The organism is Pedobacter sp. MR2016-19 (assembly GCF_014947265.1).
Classification (GTDB): domain Bacteria; phylum Bacteroidota; class Bacteroidia; order Sphingobacteriales; family Sphingobacteriaceae; genus Pedobacter.
The window spans coordinates 253,903-275,309 of the sequence record NZ_JADCNK010000003.1 but is presented as its reverse complement, the minus strand read 5'-3'; the positions used below and the strand labels follow the sequence as shown (position 1 = coordinate 275,309).

Annotated in this window: 15 protein-coding genes; 5 read left to right on the top strand and 10 right to left on the bottom strand. The window is 38.6% G+C overall.

The annotated features are described in order from the left end of the window. Positions 1–88: 88 nt before the first annotated feature. Positions 89–466, bottom strand: coding sequence for a hypothetical protein (locus tag IM793_RS05960; protein WP_193420176.1), 378 nt, complete (start codon positions 464–466; stop codon positions 89–91). 283 nt (positions 467–749) lie between these two features. Here IM793_RS05960 and IM793_RS05955 point away from each other — a divergent pair, with 283 nt between their 5' ends. Continuing rightward, positions 750–1,493 (top strand): YoaK family protein, encoded by a 744-nt coding sequence (locus IM793_RS05955; RefSeq protein WP_193420175.1) that lies wholly within the window; start codon positions 750–752, stop codon positions 1,491–1,493. Between the two features lie 886 nt (positions 1,494–2,379). On the opposite strand, the gene IM793_RS05950 is transcribed toward IM793_RS05955, so the two are convergent. Then, positions 2,380–4,122, bottom strand: coding sequence for an MAC/perforin domain-containing protein (locus tag IM793_RS05950; protein ID WP_193420174.1), 1,743 nt, complete (start codon positions 4,120–4,122; stop codon positions 2,380–2,382). Between the two features lie 54 nt (positions 4,123–4,176). Next, positions 4,177–4,554 carry a hypothetical protein gene (locus IM793_RS05945; RefSeq protein ID WP_193420173.1) on the bottom strand — a complete coding sequence of 126 codons (378 nt, stop codon included), beginning with the start codon at positions 4,552–4,554 and terminating at the stop codon, positions 4,177–4,179. A gap of 176 nt (positions 4,555–4,730) precedes the next feature. On the opposite strand from IM793_RS05945, the gene IM793_RS05940 reads away from it, so the two are divergent. Beyond that, positions 4,731–5,024: a hypothetical protein gene (locus IM793_RS05940; protein ID WP_193420172.1), complete on the top strand. Its 294-nt coding sequence runs from the start codon at positions 4,731–4,733 to the stop codon at positions 5,022–5,024. Positions 5,025–5,601: 577 nt separating this feature from the next. On the opposite strand, the gene IM793_RS05935 is transcribed toward IM793_RS05940, so the two are convergent. Next, positions 5,602–7,128 (bottom strand): DKNYY domain-containing protein, encoded by a 1,527-nt coding sequence (locus IM793_RS05935; protein WP_193420171.1) that lies wholly within the window; start codon positions 7,126–7,128, stop codon positions 5,602–5,604. Positions 7,129–7,404: 276 nt separating this feature from the next. Continuing rightward, the gene (locus tag IM793_RS05930) at positions 7,405–9,552 is read right to left on the bottom strand and encodes a GH92 family glycosyl hydrolase (RefSeq protein WP_193420170.1); all 2,148 of its coding nucleotides are present in this window, start codon (positions 9,550–9,552) and stop codon (positions 7,405–7,407) included. Positions 9,553–9,671: 119 nt separating this feature from the next. Here IM793_RS05930 and IM793_RS05925 point away from each other — a divergent pair, with 119 nt between their 5' ends. After that, positions 9,672–12,047, top strand: a complete 2,376-nt coding sequence (locus IM793_RS05925; protein ID WP_193420169.1) for a glycoside hydrolase N-terminal domain-containing protein — start codon at positions 9,672–9,674, stop codon at positions 12,045–12,047. A 732-nt stretch (positions 12,048–12,779) separates the two neighbouring features. Further along, complete coding sequence (locus IM793_RS05920) at positions 12,780–13,133, top strand: nuclear transport factor 2 family protein (protein WP_193420168.1); 354 nt, start codon at positions 12,780–12,782, stop codon at positions 13,131–13,133. 192 nt (positions 13,134–13,325) lie between these two features. Here the strand turns inward: IM793_RS05920 and IM793_RS05915 are convergent, their stop codons facing one another. From IM793_RS05915 to IM793_RS05905, 3 genes are all read right to left on the bottom strand, one after another. Next, a complete protein-coding gene (locus IM793_RS05915) occupies positions 13,326–13,520 on the bottom strand; it encodes a hypothetical protein (RefSeq protein ID WP_193420167.1) in 195 nt (64 codons plus the stop codon). Beyond that, positions 13,517–14,704: a GAF domain-containing sensor histidine kinase gene (locus IM793_RS05910; protein ID WP_193420166.1), complete on the bottom strand. Its 1,188-nt coding sequence runs from the start codon at positions 14,702–14,704 to the stop codon at positions 13,517–13,519. The genes IM793_RS05915 and IM793_RS05910 overlap by 4 nt, the downstream gene beginning before the upstream one ends. Positions 14,705–14,929: 225 nt before the next feature. Continuing rightward, positions 14,930–16,354, bottom strand: coding sequence for a glycoside hydrolase family 125 protein (locus IM793_RS05905; protein ID WP_193420165.1), 1,425 nt, complete (start codon positions 16,352–16,354; stop codon positions 14,930–14,932). Positions 16,355–16,640: 286 nt separating this feature from the next. On the opposite strand from IM793_RS05905, the gene IM793_RS05900 reads away from it, so the two are divergent. Further along, positions 16,641–17,828, top strand: a complete 1,188-nt coding sequence (locus IM793_RS05900; RefSeq protein ID WP_227256147.1) for a DUF1624 domain-containing protein — start codon at positions 16,641–16,643, stop codon at positions 17,826–17,828. A 168-nt stretch (positions 17,829–17,996) separates the two neighbouring features. Here IM793_RS05900 and IM793_RS05895 read toward each other — a convergent pair whose 3' ends face one another. Both IM793_RS05895 and mutS read right to left on the bottom strand, forming a co-directional pair. Continuing rightward, positions 17,997–18,524 (bottom strand): C40 family peptidase, encoded by a 528-nt coding sequence (locus IM793_RS05895; protein ID WP_193420164.1) that lies wholly within the window; start codon positions 18,522–18,524, stop codon positions 17,997–17,999. Positions 18,525–18,598: 74 nt separating this feature from the next. Further along, the gene (gene mutS, locus IM793_RS05890; RefSeq protein WP_193420163.1) at positions 18,599–21,178 is read right to left on the bottom strand and encodes a DNA mismatch repair protein MutS; all 2,580 of its coding nucleotides are present in this window, start codon (positions 21,176–21,178) and stop codon (positions 18,599–18,601) included. Between the last annotated feature and the right edge of the window lie 229 nt (positions 21,179–21,407).

Genomic DNA, 21,407 nt, shown 5'->3' with positions numbered 1-21,407 from the left:
AACCTTAAATAACAGAATAGTCGATACATTAAAATTTTCAAACTGACCTTTAGTAAAGGATTATCCTTATTATCATTAATCTTGCATATTATTTATCTATGGCCGCAAGGTGATAAATTACGGTAATTTTTACCGGACTTTCTTTACCCCATGTCTCGGCGCGTTTGAGTACTAAACTGTCTTTTGTTGAAACCTTTATGCGGTATTCATTTAGTTTTTTCGACGCCTCATTCACCCCATAAGAAAGGGCACTGTCTATTATTTCATATGGGTATTGAACAGTAGCTCCATGACTGGAAATAGAGAGCTTAGAAGCATCATTAAAATACAGATTGTCTATCAAGCTAAAATTTTTGACTTTCTCAGTGATATTGGTTTTGTTTTTATCCTGGGTAATAACAACCTCTTTTACCATGCGCCACTTTTTTTTGAGAATCAAATTTTCCTGGGCGTTTCCACAACTCATGAAAAATATTAGGGTAAGTATTGAACAGAATCTAATCATAATTTAAAAATTAGTGTGAATAATTGATATATGTAAATATGCAAAGCTTAATGGAAAATTAAAAACAGCATATCGAATTTCAATACTGTTCATTTTATCAGCATTTGTTTGCCAAGATGTTTAAATGTGTAGTATCTTAAGTTTTTCACAGAATCCGGATTCCTGCATACAAAATATAAACGGAGACCATTATTAAATGGGATTGCAATTGAATTTTGTAAATTAGCGGGTAAAGAATCTACAGATGTTCAGACACAAAGGGAAAGGCCGCACCTATTCCCATAATCTAAAACTAGCCTCGATCTTATCTGCTGTGGCGGGGATTGTGAATATCTCCGGGGTTTTGTCGGTACATACCTTAACAACGAATGTAACCGGACATTTTGCGTTTTTCTCTGAACAGCTTTTCCTGAAGAACTATAATATGGCTCTTACCTATCTGTATTATATACTGCTTTTTTTATCCGGTGCGTTTGTATCAGGGCTGATTATGGAATGGGCATCAAAATACAGATCGCACAATTCTTATATTATCCCCATCTCTGTGGAAATCGGCATCATGCTTTCCATAAGTTTGACCTGCTTTTTAGCTCCTACATGGGATCAGACGTATCCATCTGTTATCGCTTCGGCCTTATTATTTTCGATGGGACTGCAAAATGCATTGGTGACCAAAGTTTCGCAGTCTGTTGTGAGAACCACCCACCTGACGGGACTTTTCACAGATTTAGGTATAGAACTTTCTCAATTATTGTTTTATAAAGAAAACGCTGTGCATAAATCAATACGCATGAGTATTTTCCTTAAAACCATGATCATAAGCGGATTTTTTTTAGGCGGAATGTTGGGTGGATTGGGATATCAGCATTTTCAGCTAAAAATATTATTACTGCCTGTTGTAATGCTGCTGGTTGCCCTATGGTATGACCGCCTGTTATTTCGGTATTATCATCTGAAAAGGAAGTTTAGCGATTCAACATCAAAATAAATATATTTTATGAATTGATTTAATATCCTTGCCCGCTTAATTCTTAAAATCCTGAGTGTATTTTTAATTAAGCCCTAAAGTCTATCCTTTTACTGTTGGTTTCGATATAAAAATAGCTACGATGGATAAAAAGGCTTATAATGAACACTAAGATAAGGGCTATCCAATGGCTCAAGTTAGACTTGCTTGCACTGGAAGCGAATGTAAAAGCCAAAAACCCCCAGGCCAATGAAAACACAATCGAAAAAATGTAACGGAAAATTCTGAACCGAAAAAACAGCATCCCAATAGCGACAATACAAGTCAGGAAAATAGCAATGCCCATAATCCAATCCCAGCCATACTGTTTACACAGCCAATAAGCCGAAAATATCGAGATGCCAGCTATCTCAATAAAAACAAGGGGGTATCTGCTTCTTTGTGTTGCAGTATATCTTGAATTTACTATAATAATTCTTTATCAATGCGAAATTAAAATTAACAAAAAAGCGGCTCCCCATTTATGAAGCCGCTTTGTGAATAGATATTCTCGCTAAGAGTTATAAAAAATGAATCTTTTTAAGATAGTACCTCCAATAAGTAGCAACGTTGCAATATGACTGGCATATAATTCATTTCCTAAATAATCGTCTAGTTTTAAATAAATGTGATCTGGCCACTATTAAAAAGTTCTATTTATCTTTTCAACCCTTTTGGGCAAAAATGTAACACACGTCCAACAATTCTACCAATTGATATATGAATCAATGACTATTCTAAAGCATTCTTTAATTATATAATCTGACTTGAAACATAAGAGAAGGCTTAAGGAGTTATCGTAAAGTTCAATACAAATAAGAAATGCCCCAAACATTTCGTCAGGGAGCATTTCTTGTATAAAGTTTTTTTATTTGCTGAAATCAAGCGAAGCTTTAAATCCTATCGCATAAGCGGCACTAACTGCAGATGATACACGACCATCATGGTCTTTATTATATTCTTTCCAGCTATTGTAAGATGCCGGAAAACTTTGTTGCACAAGGTTACCCTCTTCGGTGGCATCCTTTACAGATACACCACCGCCAGCAATAGCAAAACCATCACCCAGAGTTGCGATTTGCTCACCATATTCAGCACGGACTCCGGGGGGATTGACAAATTCTTGATGAATAGTTAGTTCAGTTCTTTTACTCCTGATGCCAATTGCATAAGCTGTTAACGTTACATCGGATGCTGCAGTTTGATAATCGCGATTGTAGGCAGTCCACGTACCTTCCCTAGATGGATAACTACGCATGATGAATTTTTGTATAGCTCTTGATGTATATGATTGAATACCACCGCCTGAAATTAAGTAGTCTTGATCTATCCTGGCAACAGCGGCATCGGCCCCTATATTTGGGTTACCGCCTTGCTTGGTTTGCAGTTGTACTTCCAATAAATTTTTTTCGCTGCCTGCAACATAACTTGGGTCGTATATAGCAATAGCATAAGAGGTTAAATATTCATCATTTGAGGCCGGTTGTGCAATATCATGCGATCCTGCTATCCATCCGTTTATATGTTTGCCCGTTGTATCTGTCTGGGGGTAGGAGTTTACTAAAAAACTGCTTTTGTCTTTTTCCACAGAGGCACCACCACCAATAATCCTGAAGTGGGAATCACCTGTTACAGCAGTTACAGATACCAAATTATAAGGGCTTAATGCTGTTTCTGCTGTGAATATTGTTGGGTAATTGATGCTTTGTGCCAATATTATGAGATAAATATATTCTTTCAGCTTGTCTTTTGCTATATCATTTTCCGCAAGTCTCCATATTTCTAAAGAACTTGTAATACCATAACAAGTTTCGCTGGTACAACTATTAGCCCATTCCACACTAGTTTCCGGCTTATTTGGGTCTAACACTGCCACTAAGCTACTCTTTCCACCAGAAGCTTCAATGGTCTGCATAAGGCTTGACGAAGATGACGCTGTTGATAATTTTTGAGAAACCTTGGCTGCTACACTTATATTGCTAACGCCTTTATACGCAGCTTCTACTTCGAGGGTCGTTTCTTGTTTGCTTTTATAATCCGTTGTTTGCGATTCCGTTTTAAATCGGATGCAGCCGCCAAGGTTTATACCAAGTACAAGATGTGTACCATATTCTTGTATAAAATCGACTGCTTCTTTAAGTGAGGTAATATTATCAAGTCTCTTGCAAAGTTCTATACTCAAGTATGCTCTTATTGCTTTGTAATCGCCTGATGATTGATTTAAACTTACGGTTCCGCAGTTAATGAAAGCATTATAGCTGCTGCTAAAAAAAGTAGAAGCCTTGTAGGTTTCAGAGTGCTGACTTGCTTTTACTGAACCGCTGTAAAAACCATAACTACCTTCAATACCCAATGACACAGCAAATTCGCTATTGGAAGATTGGGAAGATTGATATTCTTTGAATGTGGAAGAGTACATCTCCTGAGCCGTTTGATTGTTTATATCACTATCACTTAATGGCGTACGTAAATGATCATGAAGCTGGCTGAGTAATAAATCCGGGTTCTTTGCAATGATAGGATTAAATGCATTGAAAGATCGCAAGATTAGATCCTTCGGCTTTGATTGTTCAATCTGCTCTCTGAGCATTTTGGTGTCTGTGGTTGTCATAAATTTGTTGTTTTAGTTTGTTTGGATGAATATGTATGTAATTTGATGTTAGCGTTAGATAGAGATGGTCGCGTTTTTCTTAAATTCCCCGGTTCGCTGACCATAATCGCTTAGTTTATAGTCAGTTTTAGTGTGTTTAATATGTTCACCCATGGCAAAAATGTAGTAATCGTCTTCTTTTTTATAGAAAAACAGAGAGAGGCTAATTACGTTAAGCTTGCCTGAAGATGCATGTAACACAGGTTGGCCATTAAAAGTGTATTTTCCTGTCGCCTTCTTTTTTCCGTTTGTCACATCGTTTAATGATTGCTTGAGATAGGGTATTCTGTTAGCATATATAAACCCACCCAAATAAATTTCTGCCTCTCGCTGGTTCATTGACGGTGACTTAGGTGTTCCATCAGGTTCGATAATGATAATTTTGTTAGCCATTGTGAAATATTTTTGAAGATTATTAAATGTTAGATTTTAGATTTTTTCATCACGTTTTTTATTAAGCCGATTCGTCCTCTGCTTGACTTTTCAAATTAACACGATAAAAAACATCGGTTTAACCGGGAAAATACGTGAAAGTAAAAACAGGTAGAACTACTTGGTTGCTAAAATGAATGAATACCATTTTTGTGCAGGGTTTAAATTGGAAAGATGGAAAATGGGCAATTGCCCTAAACCGGAAAGTCAAAAAAACAGATACTGGCAAACATAGCATCTCCCATACCCTATCGTGTGGACACATCTTTTTTAAGAATGGTTTGGGCATCATGCTAGCTGACTTTAATAAACCACAGTCTTTACCGAAGGACGCCGTCAATCCCAAGTGGCGGGAGAATCAAAAAAACAGGTGCACAATGGCCCAAAATAGCATTGCCAAACCTGAAACGCAGTGGTTTTGTGTTCATTAGGTATTGAATTCAAAATTTAATATAAATTGAACACAAACCCCGAAGGGCTCAATCAGCCCAAAGAAAACACAAACAAAAACTGATTAAACGAAGTGCCACTGTTTTTTGATGAGCGTGGGCGGTGAGAAGCCACATTGCTGGATTGACAAAGCGCTTTGGGTACTTTGGCGCTCCAAAATGCGCAGCATTCTTGAGTACAGCTAAAACAACATTAACTGCGAAAAACTACCATGCCCCAGCGGCAAAGAGCGGAAAAAATCAACATTTATCCCCAAAACTATTGCTCCTTAAGGAATGAGGACCAGTTAATGGCGGAAAAGATGCTGAAATGAATTCAGCATGACGATAGCCTTAAGAATATGTGCTATAAAAAACAAATGAAGCTAATAGAAATGTGTCCACACGATAGCACATACCGGGGAAACTTAGTCTTTAGTAGCTACCTGGCCTGCTAACCAGAGCTAAACTTAGATTGTCTGCGCTATAACCAGGCAGCCCCAGCCACCCTGACGGCCTTGAAGATAAAACTATAAGCTTATAAATTAATCCCCTGCCCTTACCAGGCCGGATTAGGTTTTTATATAAAGTACCTCTCTCCCTCCTTTAATTCCTGATTTTTGATACTAAGAGGCTTCATATTTACACCCAATTTCCTAAGTACCCATAATAATAGTTGAATACCGATAAAAGAAGCTACAATAATCCATAATATCCCTCCAAACCTGCTTGAAAATTTCGTCTTAATTTCAACCAATTCTGTGCGTTTCACTTTAATCATGTGATCCGTATCAATAAGATTACGAATGTCGTCTGTGCGGATTTGCGGGGCAAACAGGGCGGCAACTGTAGACTGATCATTAATACGGTAAATGGTCTGAGGGATCAGTTGAGAATCACCAAGCTGGTCGAAGTAATAATAAGTGTTTTCATTTTTCCATACGGAGCCATAACTGCCGCCAACCATGCCTATTTTTTGCCAGCTTCCTTTAGTGGGTTCATCCAACCTGTAAATATGGGTTGACTCGGATTTAAGTCCAGGACTTTTATTTCTGCCCCAGACTTGACTGGCCTCAGTGTAAAGAATTTGATGACCATCTGAGAAAATCAGCGGTGCAATTTCTTTGAAATTGCCTTTATTGAAGGGATTATCCCTGGTTCTCAAAACTTTCTTTTCTTTCTTATCAAAGTAAAAAATCCCATCCTTGCTTAGGAATAAAGAATGATAAACATGCGCCCCATTTAGAGACAATACCCGATAAGGGCTGTGCTGCTTGTCGAAGGCTATATCATTAACATAAACCATACCTTGTTTAGGATCTACAAGATAATCCTCCTGGTTTTGGGCGTCAATCACTATGGCATATAAATCAGGATGGTCTTGAAGTGGCAATCGGGTATTTTTGTAATACACATATTGGCCATCTGCCAGATAGTTTTTATTTTCACGAATATCTCCATCATTGTACCATTCTGAGATTTGTCTGAGGCCCGTAGCATGTGCCTGAGGAAGAATTTTACCCTGGTAGTAAGCTAAGTTTCCGTTAGTCGCAACTTCCGTTTTCAGGATGGCACGATAAGGAACTGAGCTGGTTTTAAGTGTAGTGAGCGGGTAAATATAGGTCTGGGGCTTGTCTCCTATCCCAAGCCCATATAAACTCATCTGACCTAATTCTGAGAAAAATGATAAATCCTCATTTCTCACACTCATTGAAGCACAGTAACAGGTTTGCTTTCCATCGGTAAAATAATCATTGCCGATTGCCCTGGCTGTAGCCGGATTGAAATCTTTAACAATCAGGTTGCCGCAGTATGCATGATTTTTATCTATGCCAAACTGTCGATTTTGGTAGCTGTCATCAACCAGTCTGAAACTATTGGCATCAGCTTCCTTAACTAAATAGTCTCCATTACTAGGCACAGATGCATATACCTGTTTCTGATACAGGGTAAATATCCCACCTATTTTCTGTCCTTTATTATATATTACATTACTATCCGGCCCCCTGGTTTCTGAAAAAAGAATAGATATCGAAAATGTTATGATAAAAATTAATAAAACAATGAATGCCGTTTTTCCGACACGCTTATTAATACTTAGTTTCATTTTTTAGGTTATGGAGTAAGAGACGAAAAAATAGCGCATTTCTTAATGTATTTAATATCAATCAAGAAGTTATTATCAGGTAGAACAACGTAATTGATAAAATGTTTAAGGTGTAGCAATTAAGGGTAAAAGCAGTTGAAGCATTAGATATCACCTCAAAAATAAACGCTAAAACTTGGCTTAATCCCTATCTTTTGACCTTAATGAACAGTATAAATTAGCACATTATTCTTCTAAATTACCCGTCTTTTTTCATTTCCTATTAGTATTCAGGCTTTATTTAGTACCGATTTCTACCCTACCCCCATTTTTAAACAGATCGTGAGAAATAAAATAACCCTGGTTTATTTTTCCATCTACTTTAATCTCTGTAATGCCCCTTCCTTTACCAGGCTTGCTGATGGTTAATACTTTACCACTACTGGTTTTCCATTTTACCTCGTCAAAAAGCGGCGCAGTAACGACGTAAGTTGGATCGGTTGCTGAGAATGGATATAATCCCAACGAAGAAAACACATACCAGGCAGACATTTCGCCGGCATCATCCATTCCCGAAAGCGCCAAACCATCGCTTCCTATGCCATATAGTTCATTTAGTATTTTATCAATAATTTTTTGTGATTTTTCCGGCTTGCCGATAAAGGTGTAAGCAAAAGGAGCTTCATGATCTGGCTGGTTGCCCTGACAGTACTGACCAATCATGGTTTCAACATTACGGGCAATATATTTTGGGTTCCAGGGTACAGTAAATAAGGAATCCAGTTTGGATTCGAAGCCTTTTGCACCACCATATAACTCAATTAAACCTTTCATATCATGGGGAGCATAAAACGAAACCTGCCAGGCATTGGCTTCTCTGTACATATATTCGTAATAAGGATATTGCGGATTAAAAGGTTTAATCCAATCACCATTTTCCAATCTGCCCCTCATAAAGCGCGTAGCCGGATCGAACACATTTTTATAATTTTTCGATCTCCTCATCAGGACATGATAATTACTGCTATCGCCTAATTTTTTAGCGATTTGGGCCAGCGAATAATCATCATAGGCATATTCCAGCGTTTTAGAAACCCCTGCCCTGGCTTTGGTTTCTACATGTGGATTTTTAACATCAGGGTCTGAAATATACCCTTTCTCGATATATTCTTTCACGAACGGGCGGGCACCACCATCCACATTGGCATTACGCAACAAAATCTGGTAGGTCCCTTTGATATCGAAATCATCTATTCCCCTCAAATACGCTCCCGCAATAGAAGACGCCCCATGGTCGCCATGAAAAAAAGTCGGAATAAAACCCGTTTTATCGCCAACATCTTTCATTGATTTAATTACATCCAAGGTTACTTTAGGTGTAATCAGACCTAAAAGCACATCTTTATTGCGGTAGGTATCCCAAAGCGATGGTTCAGTATAATAATTGAAATTTCCTTTTACCACATTGTGCTTTGCATCTCTGAATTCACCATTAACATCACTCCTTAAAGCTGGCCATAAAAAAGACCGGTACAAGCAAGAGTATAACATTTGTTTTTGTTTCTCAGTTCCACCCTTAACCTGAATGTTTGATAAAAGCGCCTCCCATTTCTCTGTAGCCTCACGGCGGATCTGCGTAAATGTTTTATTGCCGATTTCTTTTGCCAGATTTTCCTTAGCATTGGCTATACTCACAAACGATAAGCCGATCTTAAGTTCTACAGGTCCTTTATTTCCATCTGCAAGATGAAGAATGGCATAACCTGAGCGTTTGCCGGCATCGGTAATATCAAGTTTATCTATCTTTCCGTTCACCACTGCATAAAAGTATACGTTTTCGCCCCCTTGAAAACCTTGTATGGCCGATGGACCATCTTGTGCGATATTCCAGGTATTAACGCTGCTATTGGCTTTACCCATACTCAATAGGATTTGTTTGTCGGAATTGTTTTTGTAGGTATATTCATGAAAACCACATCTTAAGGTTGAAGTAAGCCTGACGTTTACCTGGTAATCATCCAAATAAACCTGATAAAACCCTGGTGCAGCACTTTCCTTTTTGTGCGAAAACTTTGATCCAAATTTACCTTGTGGGTTTGATAGCGGTAAAACAGGAATATTACACAGGTTCCAGTGCCCTTTATTGGTGTGTGCAAAGCCATAAATGGTATCGTCTTCGTACTCGTAGCCGGCGCCAGAGCCAAATTCCGTAACCGGACTTAATTGTACCATCGCATTAGGCAACGAGCTACCCGGAAAAGTTAAACCTGCCCACGATCGCCAGCCCTCTGGTAATTCATAGCCTAAAATTTTCGGATCGGTTAAAGGCGCCGTGCCAATAAAAGTGTTTACGTATTGGGTTAATTTGGTTTGGGCATGAGATTGGTGCAGGCTCACAACAACTACCATTAGGAGAATGGTTAAGGATTTGGTTAGCAACTTCATTTAAATAAAACGTTTTAGTATAATATCAAATATATAAAATCTATCAGTCCTATCCACAAAATATCATAATAGTTACCAATTTAAGTTAAGAAACGCAGCAATATAAGATGCTTAAATAGTTGAATAATTTGCCAAATATCGGGATGCTTTATTACCTGGCTTTCCGTGCCTCCTATTCTATTTTATATATCTTTGATTTACACACTAATCAAATAACCAACATGCTTTTAAATTACAGGCAATATATGGTTTGCACAGTATTATCGTGCTTACTACTCCTCTGCTTCACTAACAGGCTATTGGCCCAAAACAAAGAAAATGCTGCTTTTACAATGTGGGATAATAAACCAGCACAAAAATGGATGACCGAGGCTTATCCTATTGGCAACGGCCGCATTGGCGGGATGATTTTTGGCGGTGTTGATCAGGAACACATTCAGTTTAACGATAACACATTGTGGACCGGTGACGAAAATGACCGGGGCATGTATCAGGCCTTTGGCGATCTGTTTATTGATTTCAATAATAAAGACCAGCCATTTACCAGCTACAGCCGCAAACTGGATATTGATCATGCAGTACATACTATTAATTACACACAAAACGACACCCAATTTAAACGTGAGTATTTTTGCAGCTTTCCGGATAAAGTGATGGTGTTCCATTTCACCGCTAACCAAAAGAAAGCTTACTCTGCCATCATTAGTTTAAAAGATGCGCATGACGGTACGATAACGGCCAGCGGAAATACCATTCAAATCAGGGGTAAACTACCAAACGGCATGACTTACCAGGCTACTGCTGTAGTTAAAGTAGAAAATGGGAAACTTGAGGCTGTTAAAGATGGTGACAGCGAAAAATTAAAAATAACCAATGCAGATGCGATTACCCTGATTTTTACTGCAGCCACCAATTACATCAACAAACGTGAGCAAAACTGGAAAGGTGAAGAACCTGCGCCTAAAATTGTACGCGTATTAAATGCGGTTAAAACCAAAAGTTACAATAAACTTTTAAAAAATCATACCCAGGATTACGACCATTTATATAACCGTCTGGCTATAAATCTTGGAACGAGTAATGCCGACACCCAAAAGCTACCTAACTATCAGCGGCTGATCAATTATAAAAAGGTAGCCGACCCTGCACTTGAAGCTTTAATTTTTCAATATGGCCGGTATCTGTTAATCAGTTCGTCAAGACCAGGTGGCTTACCGGCTAATTTGCAAGGTCTCTGGAACGAAAGTAATACCCCACCATGGGGCAGCGATTACCACTCGAACATCAACATCCAGATGAATTATTGGCTGGCTGAGCCGACCAATCTTTCTGAGTGCCAGATTCCGTACCTGGATTATATTAATAGCATGAGAGAAGTTAGTGCTATGGCCACCCGCAAGCAATATCCCAATACGAGGGGCTGGACGGTAAAAACAGAGAACAATATTTTTGGCGGCATGAGTTTTCTATGGAACACCCCCGGAAGTGCCTGGTATGCACAAGCACTGTGGGAGCATTATGCCTTTACAAAAGACAAAAATTATTTAAAGAATTTTGCTTACCCAATTATAAAAGAAATCGCTGAATTTTGGGACGATCATTTAAAAAGAAGACCTGACGGTACTTTGGTTTCGCCATTGGGCTGGTCGCCGGAACATGGACCAACGGAAGACGGGGTAACACATGATCAACAGATTGTGTACGATTTATTCACCAACTATATCGAAGCAGCCGAAATATTAGGTATTGATCAAGATTACAAAACTTACATTGCAGACCTTAAAGCACATCTATTAAAACCTAAAATCGGAAAATGGGGTCAGCTGCAGGAATGGGAAACCGACCGCGATGATCCAAAGGATCAGCACAGACATATCTCCCATCTTTTTGGTTTACATCCGGGGAGAGAGATCAGTACCATTAAAACGCCCGAACTCGCAAAAGCAGCGCGGGTAACTTTAACTGCCCGGGGGGATGAATCAACAGGCTGGTCGATGGCCTGGAAAATGAATTTCTGGGCACGTTTACAGGATGGAAACCATGCTTATAAAATCTTACAAAACTTTATCACACCGGTTGGTGGTTCAGGTACCGATTATAACAAAGGCGGTGGCATTTATACCAATCTGTTCTGCGCACATCCACCCTTTCAAATTGATGGAAACTTTGGCTATACTGCAGGTATTTCGGAAATGTTGCTGCAAAGCCAAACTGGCGAATTACAGTTTTTACCAGCTTTACCTGATCAGTGGGCAGCAGCAGGAAGTATTCAGGGTTTAAGGGCCCGCGGTAATTTCGAAATTACCAATTTGCAATGGAAGGATGGTAAAGTTGTTAAACTATCAATCAAATCCTTATCGGGCGAGAATTGTATTGTGAGGTCTCCCAATGCGTTAAAACATACAGTTAAGGGTATCGATGAAGAAAAATCGGGAAAGGACTTTACATACAGTTTTAAAACGCAGGTTGGGAAAGTGTATCGTTTTGAAGGATAGTATGGAGATCTGGTGATGATTTATAGGATTGAATTAATTTTAATGGCATTTTTTTTTGCGAATACCAGGTTCGCGGGAGATCGTCATCCTCAATTCGATTGGGGATCTTAAAGCACTTGTATTAAGATCCCCACCTGAGCCCACCGTGTGAACACATCTTTTTTAAGAATGGTTTTGGGCATCATGCTAGCTGGCTTTTATAGACCACAGTCTTTATCGAAGGACGTCGTCAATCCCAAGTGGCAGGAGAATCAAAAAAATAGGTGCATAATGGTCCAAATAGCATTGCCAAACCTGAAACGCAGTGGTTTTGTGTTCATTCGCATTGAATTCAAAATTTAATATAAATTGAACACAAAACGAAGTGCCACTATTTTTTTGATGAGCGTGGGCAGTGAGAAGCCACATTGCTGGATTGACAAAGCGCTTTGGGTACTTTGGCGCTCCAAAGTACCATGCCCCCGCGGCAAAGAGCGGAAAAAATCAACATTTGTTCCCAAAACTATTGCTTCTTAAGAAATCAGTACCTGTTAATGGCGGGAAAGATGCTAAATAAATTCAGCATGACGATCGCCTTAGGAATATGTACTATAAAAAATAAATGCAGCTAACAGAAATGTGTCCACACGATAGCGCCTGCGCAGAATCTATTAAAATCTGCTTAGTTAATCATTAAGTCTCTTCATCCCAAACATTCCTTTGCAAATTTCCGTTTTATCATAAAAGAAATCCATGAGTACATCCAATAAGATAATAACCGAACACAATGCCAAAGCTGTGGTACTTGATTTTATCAATGCCTTAAACGCCGAAAACTTTGAAATGGCCAGAGCACAATTGCAGGATGATATGACTTTTAAAGGTGTGATGGGAGAAAGAAATGGCGCTGATATTTACATCGAAGACATGAAGAAAATGAAATTCAAATACGATGTTAAAAAGGTATTTGTAGATCAGGAAGAAGTTTGCCTTTGGTACGATATCAACATGGGTGAAAAAACAATCTTTTCAAGCGGCTGGTACAAACTCGAAGACGAGAAGATTAAATCGTTCCAGGTAATATTTGATCCAAGACCAATTTTATAAGATTAATTAATCTATGTAACTGTCATACAGAGGGATAATTTATTTTATAAAATCAATATGACCGTATCGTCATTTCGACCGCAGTGGAGAAATCTTTTAAACTTGATATCAATAAGGCGGTACAAAGCTCTCTCCATTTCGCTTCGCTACATCCGATAGCTATCGAATCGAGATGACCGATTGTAACAAGCGTTAACAAACCTGCTTAAGCTTTTTAATAATAATGTGGCTATCTTCCAATTGAAAAAGAAACATTAAAAACTCATCCGTTTCACTGATTTCAATACTTTTAACGGTGCCAGATTGGATCTTTTCATCCGTTATAACCTCTCCCACCTTAATTTCTAAAAGGGTTGATGTTGGCAAACTATCATTAACAGTTATCATTTTTGTGAAGGTAAGCGCAAAGTAAAACAGGTTTGTTCAGGCGTGGAAGATACATCAAGGGTACCATCATGCGCATTGGCAATTTCTGAGGCAATGTAAAGACCTAAACCCAGGCCTTTTTGATTGGGTTCTACCTCACCTCTCGAAAAAGGCTGAAATAGGCGCTCCATAGCAGCGGCTGGTATTTGTTTGCCCTTATTCGCTACGCAAAGATTAAACTCTTCGGTATTGCTAAATGCGGTAATTTCTACGGTAGAATCTGATGGGGAATAATTTAAAGCGTTTGCAAGCAAATTAGAAAAAAGCTGTGCTAGTCGTTTCCCGTCCGCATGAACAGGATGATCAAAATTAAAGTTTACCTTAATAGCTCTTGATGGCCAAATGGCCTGTAACTCTTCGACCACCTGGAGCAGCAACTTTTCTAAATCTTCGTCTGGTGTTTTAGTAATCGTAATACCCTCGCCTAATCTTCCGCTGGCAAAATCGAGCATGTTCTCAATCAAACCATTCATCCTAAAAGAAGAATCTTTTATAATTTTAGTGATACGGCCACTGCGTTCATCTACATTCAAACGCGATAAAAGCTGTGCACTGTTTGAAATTGCGTTTAGTGGATTTCGTAAATCGTGACCCAAAATAGCAATAAACTGATCTCTTAAAACAGCTATCTCTTGTTCTTTTTTTAATTCTCTCTCTGTTTTCGCAAGTTCTTCCAGTGCGTCTAAATGAAAAGCAATTAAGTCGGCAAACATGGTAAACATACCTGTAACCGTTGGATTTTTCAGTTTAGCAGGTTTAGGATCAATGGCACAAAGTGTGCCGAAAAACATACCATTTTTTAACTTGATGGGTACTGAAATGTAACTCTGAAAACCATACATTAACGGCGTATGGTGATGTGCAAAATCGGGATCTTCTGCCACGTGGTCAATGATAACGGCCTGTTTATGCTGCCTGATCTCGTTACAGATGGTCGTTTCAAGTTTAAGTTCACCTCCCACAGCTAACCCGAAATTTATTTCATCACGAACAGCACAAATAGTCCATGTATCTGATGTTACCCTGGCCACTGCCGAAAAGCCCATTCCTGTGGTTCTACAAACAATTTCTAAAATATGTGCAACTGCAGGAATCTTACTTATAGATTCGATATCGTTAAGGATGGTTTTACTAGAATTTTGCAATACTAAAGGCTATAATTTTCAAGCAATTTACAAATATTTACGTGATGCAAAAAACAGTAACCGGTGTTTTAACACAGCTTTTACATAGATTGAATGCTTTATTCCTAATTTGCGTATAAAGTCCAGGATTAATATCAAATTTAAAGATAAAACAAAACCGTATTGATTAGAATTGAACAGAATATCAAACTCAGTCAATAACACCAATCAATACGGTTGATTATATTAAGCTTTTAATAAAGCTGGTTTCTCATGATAAGTTTTCCAAAGCAGCTCACCAAATAAGGTGTTAGACCAGGCAAACCAGGCCCTGGTAAAGTTTGCAGGATTGTCTTTATTAAAGGCTTCGTGCATGAAACCTTTGCCAGCATGCGTTTTACGCAAAGTATCTATACAATATTTAATCTCTGCATCATCTTTAGATGTTAAGGCGCGCATGGTAATGCTCATCGGCCAGATCATGTCCTGACCAACATGCGGACCACCAATGCCTTCTCCAGCAGTACCTTTAAAGAAGTAAGGATTATCTTTTGAAAGCGCAAATTTTCTTGTATTTTGATAAATCGGATCTTCAATTTTCATGGCACCCAGATAAGGTAAACCCAATAAACTTGGCACGTTCGAATCGTCCATTAAATACGAACTACCAAAACCATCAACTTCGAAGGCGTAAATTTTGCCGTATTTCGGGTGATTTACAACAGCATGTTTTTGAAGTGCAGCATTTACCTCATCCGCAAGATTTAATAAGTTACTTTCTAATGTTTTATCGCTGTTTAGGGCCTTAATCATTTCTGCTGCCTGCTTTAAGCTTGATACGGCAAAGAAATTAGAAGGAATCAGGAATGGAAAAATGGTGGCGTCATCACTCGGACGAAAGGCCGAACAGATCAATCCAACCGGATTTACAGGAAAACCATAACCCGCCATTGGTAACGAATCTGTAGGTTTTGTGGTTTCCCTTTGGAAATGGTATGGGCCTTTATCAGCTTTGCGCTGTTGCTCTTTAAAAGTTTTTAAAGTGGCCTCAATTCCTTTTTTCCAGTCGGCATCGAATGGTGTTTTATCACCTGTTTTTTTCCAGTAATGGTAAGCTAAACGGATAGGATAACACAATGAGTCGATTTCCCACTTGCGTTCGTGTACACCCGGCTGCATAGCGGTTTCATCAGTTTTCCACTCACCAACTTTGTTGGCATCGCCATAAAATGCATTTGCATAAGGATCTTTTAAAATACATTTAGTCTGGTGGATAATTACACCGGCAATCAGTTTTTTTAGCGGCTCGTCTTCATTTACAAATTGAAGGTAAGGCCAAACCTGAGCAGAACTATCTCGTAGCCACATGGCATCGATGTCGCCAGTAATTACATAAGTATCTGGTCTGCCATTTTTTTCTGAATGATAAACCGTTGTATCTAACGTATTCGGGAAACAGTTTTCGAACAGCCAGGCCAATTCAGGATTTTTAACATTTGCCTGGAAAGTTTTAATGGCAGTATCTACAGCTTTACTTTGAAAATGTCGTTTTGCGGCAGCTACACGTACCACAGGAAATTCTGGTGCAAGATCGGCAGCAAAAGAAAATTTCGATGCAACAACTCCTGCCCCTAACAAGCCTGTGTTTTGTATAAATGTTCTTCTTTTCATTATGATGTATTATGATATTTTGGTTTAATTTTTATGGAACGGAACGCATTCTATTATCAATCCTATAAATGGTAATGATAGCATATTATTCGGTTAGTCCTTAACAAATATTATGATAATTTTTCGAACATCAAAATCATGATGGTCAATTAAACCATTCCTAAATCGATTTTCTTATACAGTATATTGAAATAGATTCAGTTCACATTCTAATGTCCTAAGATAATCAAGTATATCTGTAAAAATAATTCTGAATGCCTATATTTAAACAACCAAACCTATTGTTATGAATGCTGATCACATGACCCTATCAAAGCGAATTTTATCCATCGATATATTACGTGGGTTAGTGATGATCATTATGGCGCTTGATCATACGAGAGATTTCTTTCATATCAGTGCCATGACAGGCGATCCGCTAAATCCTGAAACCACTACGGGAATGTTATTTTTTACCCGTTGGATTACCCATTTCTGTGCACCAACCTTTGTTTTTTTGTCTGGATTATCGGCTTATTTATCTGCACAGCGCAAAACTCCTGCTCAGGCGAGTTCTTTTCTGCTGAAAAGAGGTTTATGGTTAATTGTAATTGAAATTACATTAATTACACTCGGTTTAACCTTTAACCCATTTTACAATTTCATCATCCTTCAGGTAATATGGGCAATTGGCTTTAGCATGATTTTTTTAGCGCTATTCAGCCGCATTTCTTATAAAACTGTGCTCATAATTGGTTTAATATTGGTTTTCGGACATAACCTTTTCGATTTATTTCCTGCGCCTACAGACACAAATGGTGGCTTGATCTTGAAAATATTTTTCACGGCGTCGGGAACTATTTTGCCGGTTTCAAGTACTCATCTTGTTGGTGTATTTTATGCCATCCTGCCTTGGACAGGTGTGATGTTTGTGGGTTATGGAGTTGGTGCATGGTATAAAAAAGGCTACGCTGCCGAGCGCAGAAAGCGCAATTTATTAATTGTAGGTTTGCTCACTATATTTGTGTTTATCTCTTTGAGATTGATCAATATATATGGCGACCCTGTTCCGCGAAAAGAATATCACGACCTGTTTAAGAATTTGCTTGCTTTTTTTAATGTGAGCAAATATCCACCATCGTTACAGTATACCGCCATGACTTTAGGTCCGGCCATGTTATTTTTGGCTTTCACCGAAAACCTGAATAACTGGTTTACCAGGATAACTGCTGTGTATGGTGCTGTACCTTTCTTCTATTATATACTACACTTTTATCTGCTTCATACCCTACTTGTAATTGTATTTTTTGCCTCAGGGTACACAAGTAAGGAGATTGTACAAATTCCGTTCTGGTTTAGGCCGGCTACATTTGGTTTTAGTTTACCAATAGTGTATTTAATATGGTTTTGTGTAGTAGCAGCCTTGTATTTACCATGTAAATGGTTTAAACGATACAAAGAAAAGCACAAACAGTGGTGGTTAAGGTATGTTTAAACAAAGAGAGTGTATCATAAAGTCGATTTCACATTAGATAATAAAGTTTGTTTTAATAACAGATTGTCATTCTGAGCAAAGCGAAGAATCTTTATTGTAGTATCACAAATCACTGGTTAGTGCTCATCTGTTAAAGATTCTTCATTGCATTCAGAATGACAGTAAGAATTAATTAACCGATCCCGATTTAACCAATACCTTCTGATAAGCAGGAAGAGTTATATCATCAACAACTATTCCCCTGGTAGTACTGGCGTGCACAAAAAAACCATTATTGAGGTAAACCCCAACATGATCTACATCATTTCCGCCAAATGAGAAAAACACCAAATCTCCTTCCTTTAAATTATCTATATTTTTACGCTTCACCACATTGGCCTGCTCGCGTGAAATACGGGGAAGTGTAACCCCATATATTTCTTTCTCCAATAAAAAAGCAAAACCAGAACAATCAACACCATTTTTATCCAATCCGCCAAATCGGTACCTCACCCCTGTCCAATCGGTGATGAAACGATAAAGTGGTTTGCTTTTTAAATTCGCCATAGCATCAGCAGCCTTAGAAGCTTTGGTGTCACTTTTAACAGTATACTTTCGGGTACCGCATGACGAAAGAAAAAATATGATTGCTATTAAAAATAATATATTCCTTTTCAGGTGGAAGTTAAAAGGTATAAGGTTTAAGGTAAGCTGCATAAATAATATATTAATGTATTAGAGATTAAAGATGTTTTGTCCTTAAACCTTACACCCTAAACCTCTAACCTTTCCTAATTTTTTATTAACCGCTGTATTTCATCTAATTTTAACAGCGCCTCAACAGGTGTTAACGCATTTACATCCAAATTATTGAGTGTATCGCGGATTTTCACCAGAACAGGATCATCAATCGCGAACATCTGTAACTGGTAAGCCTGGTTCTGTACTTTTTTAATGCTGTCTTTTATACTTTGCCCTTCGGTCCTGTCTATTTCCAGTTTCTTCAGGATCTCATTGGCCCGACCGATTAATTTTGTTGGCATACCGGCCATTTTTGCCACGTGTATCCCAAAACTATGTTCACTGCCACCAGGAATCAGTTTCCTTAAAAAGATCACCTTATTGGTCATTTCTTTTACCGATACATTAAAGTTTTTAATGCGCGGCATGGTATTGGCCAATTCGTTTAGTTCATGGTAGTGCGTAGCAAATAAGGTTTTTGGTCGCGCTGTTGGGTGCTGATGCAAAAACTCAGCAATTGCCCAGGCAATTGAAATACCATCATAGGTACTCGTTCCGCGGCCAATTTCATCAAGTAAGATCAAACTATCATCCGAAATATTGTTCAGGATACTGGCCGTTTCATTCATTTCGACCATGAATGTACTTTCTCCTGAAGAGATATTATCAGATGCCCCTACCCGGGTAAAAATTTTATCTACAATACCCACTTCTGCATCCTTGGCAGGAACGAAGGAACCCATTTGCGCCATCAGTACAATCAGCGCGGTTTGCCTTAAAATGGCCGACTTACCCGCCATGTTGGGACCTGTAATCATAATAATCTGCTGACTCTCGGTATCGAGGTATACATCATTCGTAATGTATTCCTGCCCCACAGGCAATTGTTTTTCAATTACCGGGTGACGGCCTCCCTTAATATCAAGCACCTTATTCTCGGTAACTTTGGGTTTGTTATAGTGGTTTTTAACAGCCAGCTGTGCGAAACACAATAAACAATCAAGCTGTGCAATTAAAAATGAATCAAGTTGGATCGGTTTAATGTAACTGGCTGTTTCGTACATCAGTTCGTTATATAAACGGATTTCTATAGCCTGTATCTTTTCTTCCGCACCTAAAATCTGATCTTCGTATTCTTTAAGCTCCGGTGTAATGTATCGCTCCGCATTAACAAGTGTTTGTTTACGGATCCAGCCTTCTGGTACTTTATCTTTATGGGTATGGGTAACTTCTAAATAGTAACCAAAAACATTATTAAAGGCAATTTTTAAGGATGGAATACCTGTTGCCTCTGCTTCACGCTTCTGGATCTGCACAAGGTAATCTTTACCACCAAAGGCAATTTTACGCAAACGGTCTAAGTCTTCGTCAATACCGTCCGCAATTACATTTCCTTTAATCAGCAATGCAGGTGGCTCGGGCTGTAATTCCCTTTCGATCCTTTCGCGGATGGCCAAACACGGATTTAACTGATCTGCTATTTTAATCAGGAAAGGGTTTTTAGAATCAGCGGCCAGTTTTTTAACCGCTTCAATATGGTAAAGTGCACGTTTTAAGGCAACCAGTTCTCTTGGACCAACACGTTGCAGGCCCACTTTAGAAATGAGTCGTTCTAAATCGCCAATCTGTTTAATGTTGTTTAGAAATTCGCCTTGTAGTTCCTCATGTTTTACAAAATATTCCACCATTCCAAGTCGTTCCTGGATTGGCTTCAATTCTTTTAACGGCATAATGATCCATTTCTGCAACAAACGCGCACCCATTGGTGTACAGGTATGATCCAGAATATCGAAAAGGGTTACCGCATTATCATTAGGTGAGTTCACCAATTCCAGGTTACGAATGGTAAAACGATCTAACCACATGTAGCGGTCTTCCTCGATACGGCCAATCGAACTGATATGTTGTAGATTCCGGTGTTCAGTCTCGCCCAGATAGTGTAAAATCACACCAGCGGCAACGATTCCGCTCTGCAAACGCTCCACCCCAAAACCTTTTAATGATGCAACCTCAAAGTGTTTCATCAGGGTTTCGTTCCCGAAATCAGTAGTAAAAGGCCATTCATCTAAACCAAAAGTGTAAAAATGGTCGCCGAAGTTTTCGGTAAAAACCTGTCTTTTAGATTTCTGAAAAATAACCTCTGTCGGTTTAAAGCCTTGTAAAAGTTTATCAATATAATCGCTGTTACCTTGAGCGATTAAGAATTCACCTGTTGAAATATCTAAAAATGAAACGCCCAATTGTGTTTTATCAAAGAAAACGCAGGCAAGGAAATTATTCGATTTTTGGTTTACAATATTATCGCCATAAGCTACACCAGGGGTAACCAACTCGGTTACACCACGTTTAACAATGGTTTTTGTGGTTTTAGGATCCTCAAGCTGATCGCATATCGCAACACGCTGACCAGCCCTAACCAGTTTAGAAAGGTAATTATCTAACGAGTGGTGTGGAAAACCAGCCAGTTCCAATGCACCGCCATTGGGTCCTGTACCCCTTCTGGTGAGTACAATGCCTAAAATCTGTGCCGTTTTAATGGCATCTTCGCCAAAGGTTTCATAAAAATCGCCAACCCTAAATAGTAAAAGTGCGCCCGGATACTTCGCTTTAATTGCGTTGTATTGCTGCATTAACGGGGTTTCTTTATTCGTGTCTTTAGCCAAAACTGAAATTAATTTACAAAAGCCATAAAGATAACACGAATAAGCATTTTACAACTGTTTTGTTGAAAAGTTAAAAAAAAATTGGTTGTTTAACCGGTTAATCGTAGGATTTTACAGTTAACCAATTTATATATAAATGCTATAACCCAGTTGTATATTATTTTACTTCATCAACAATTGACCAATTTACAGTTAA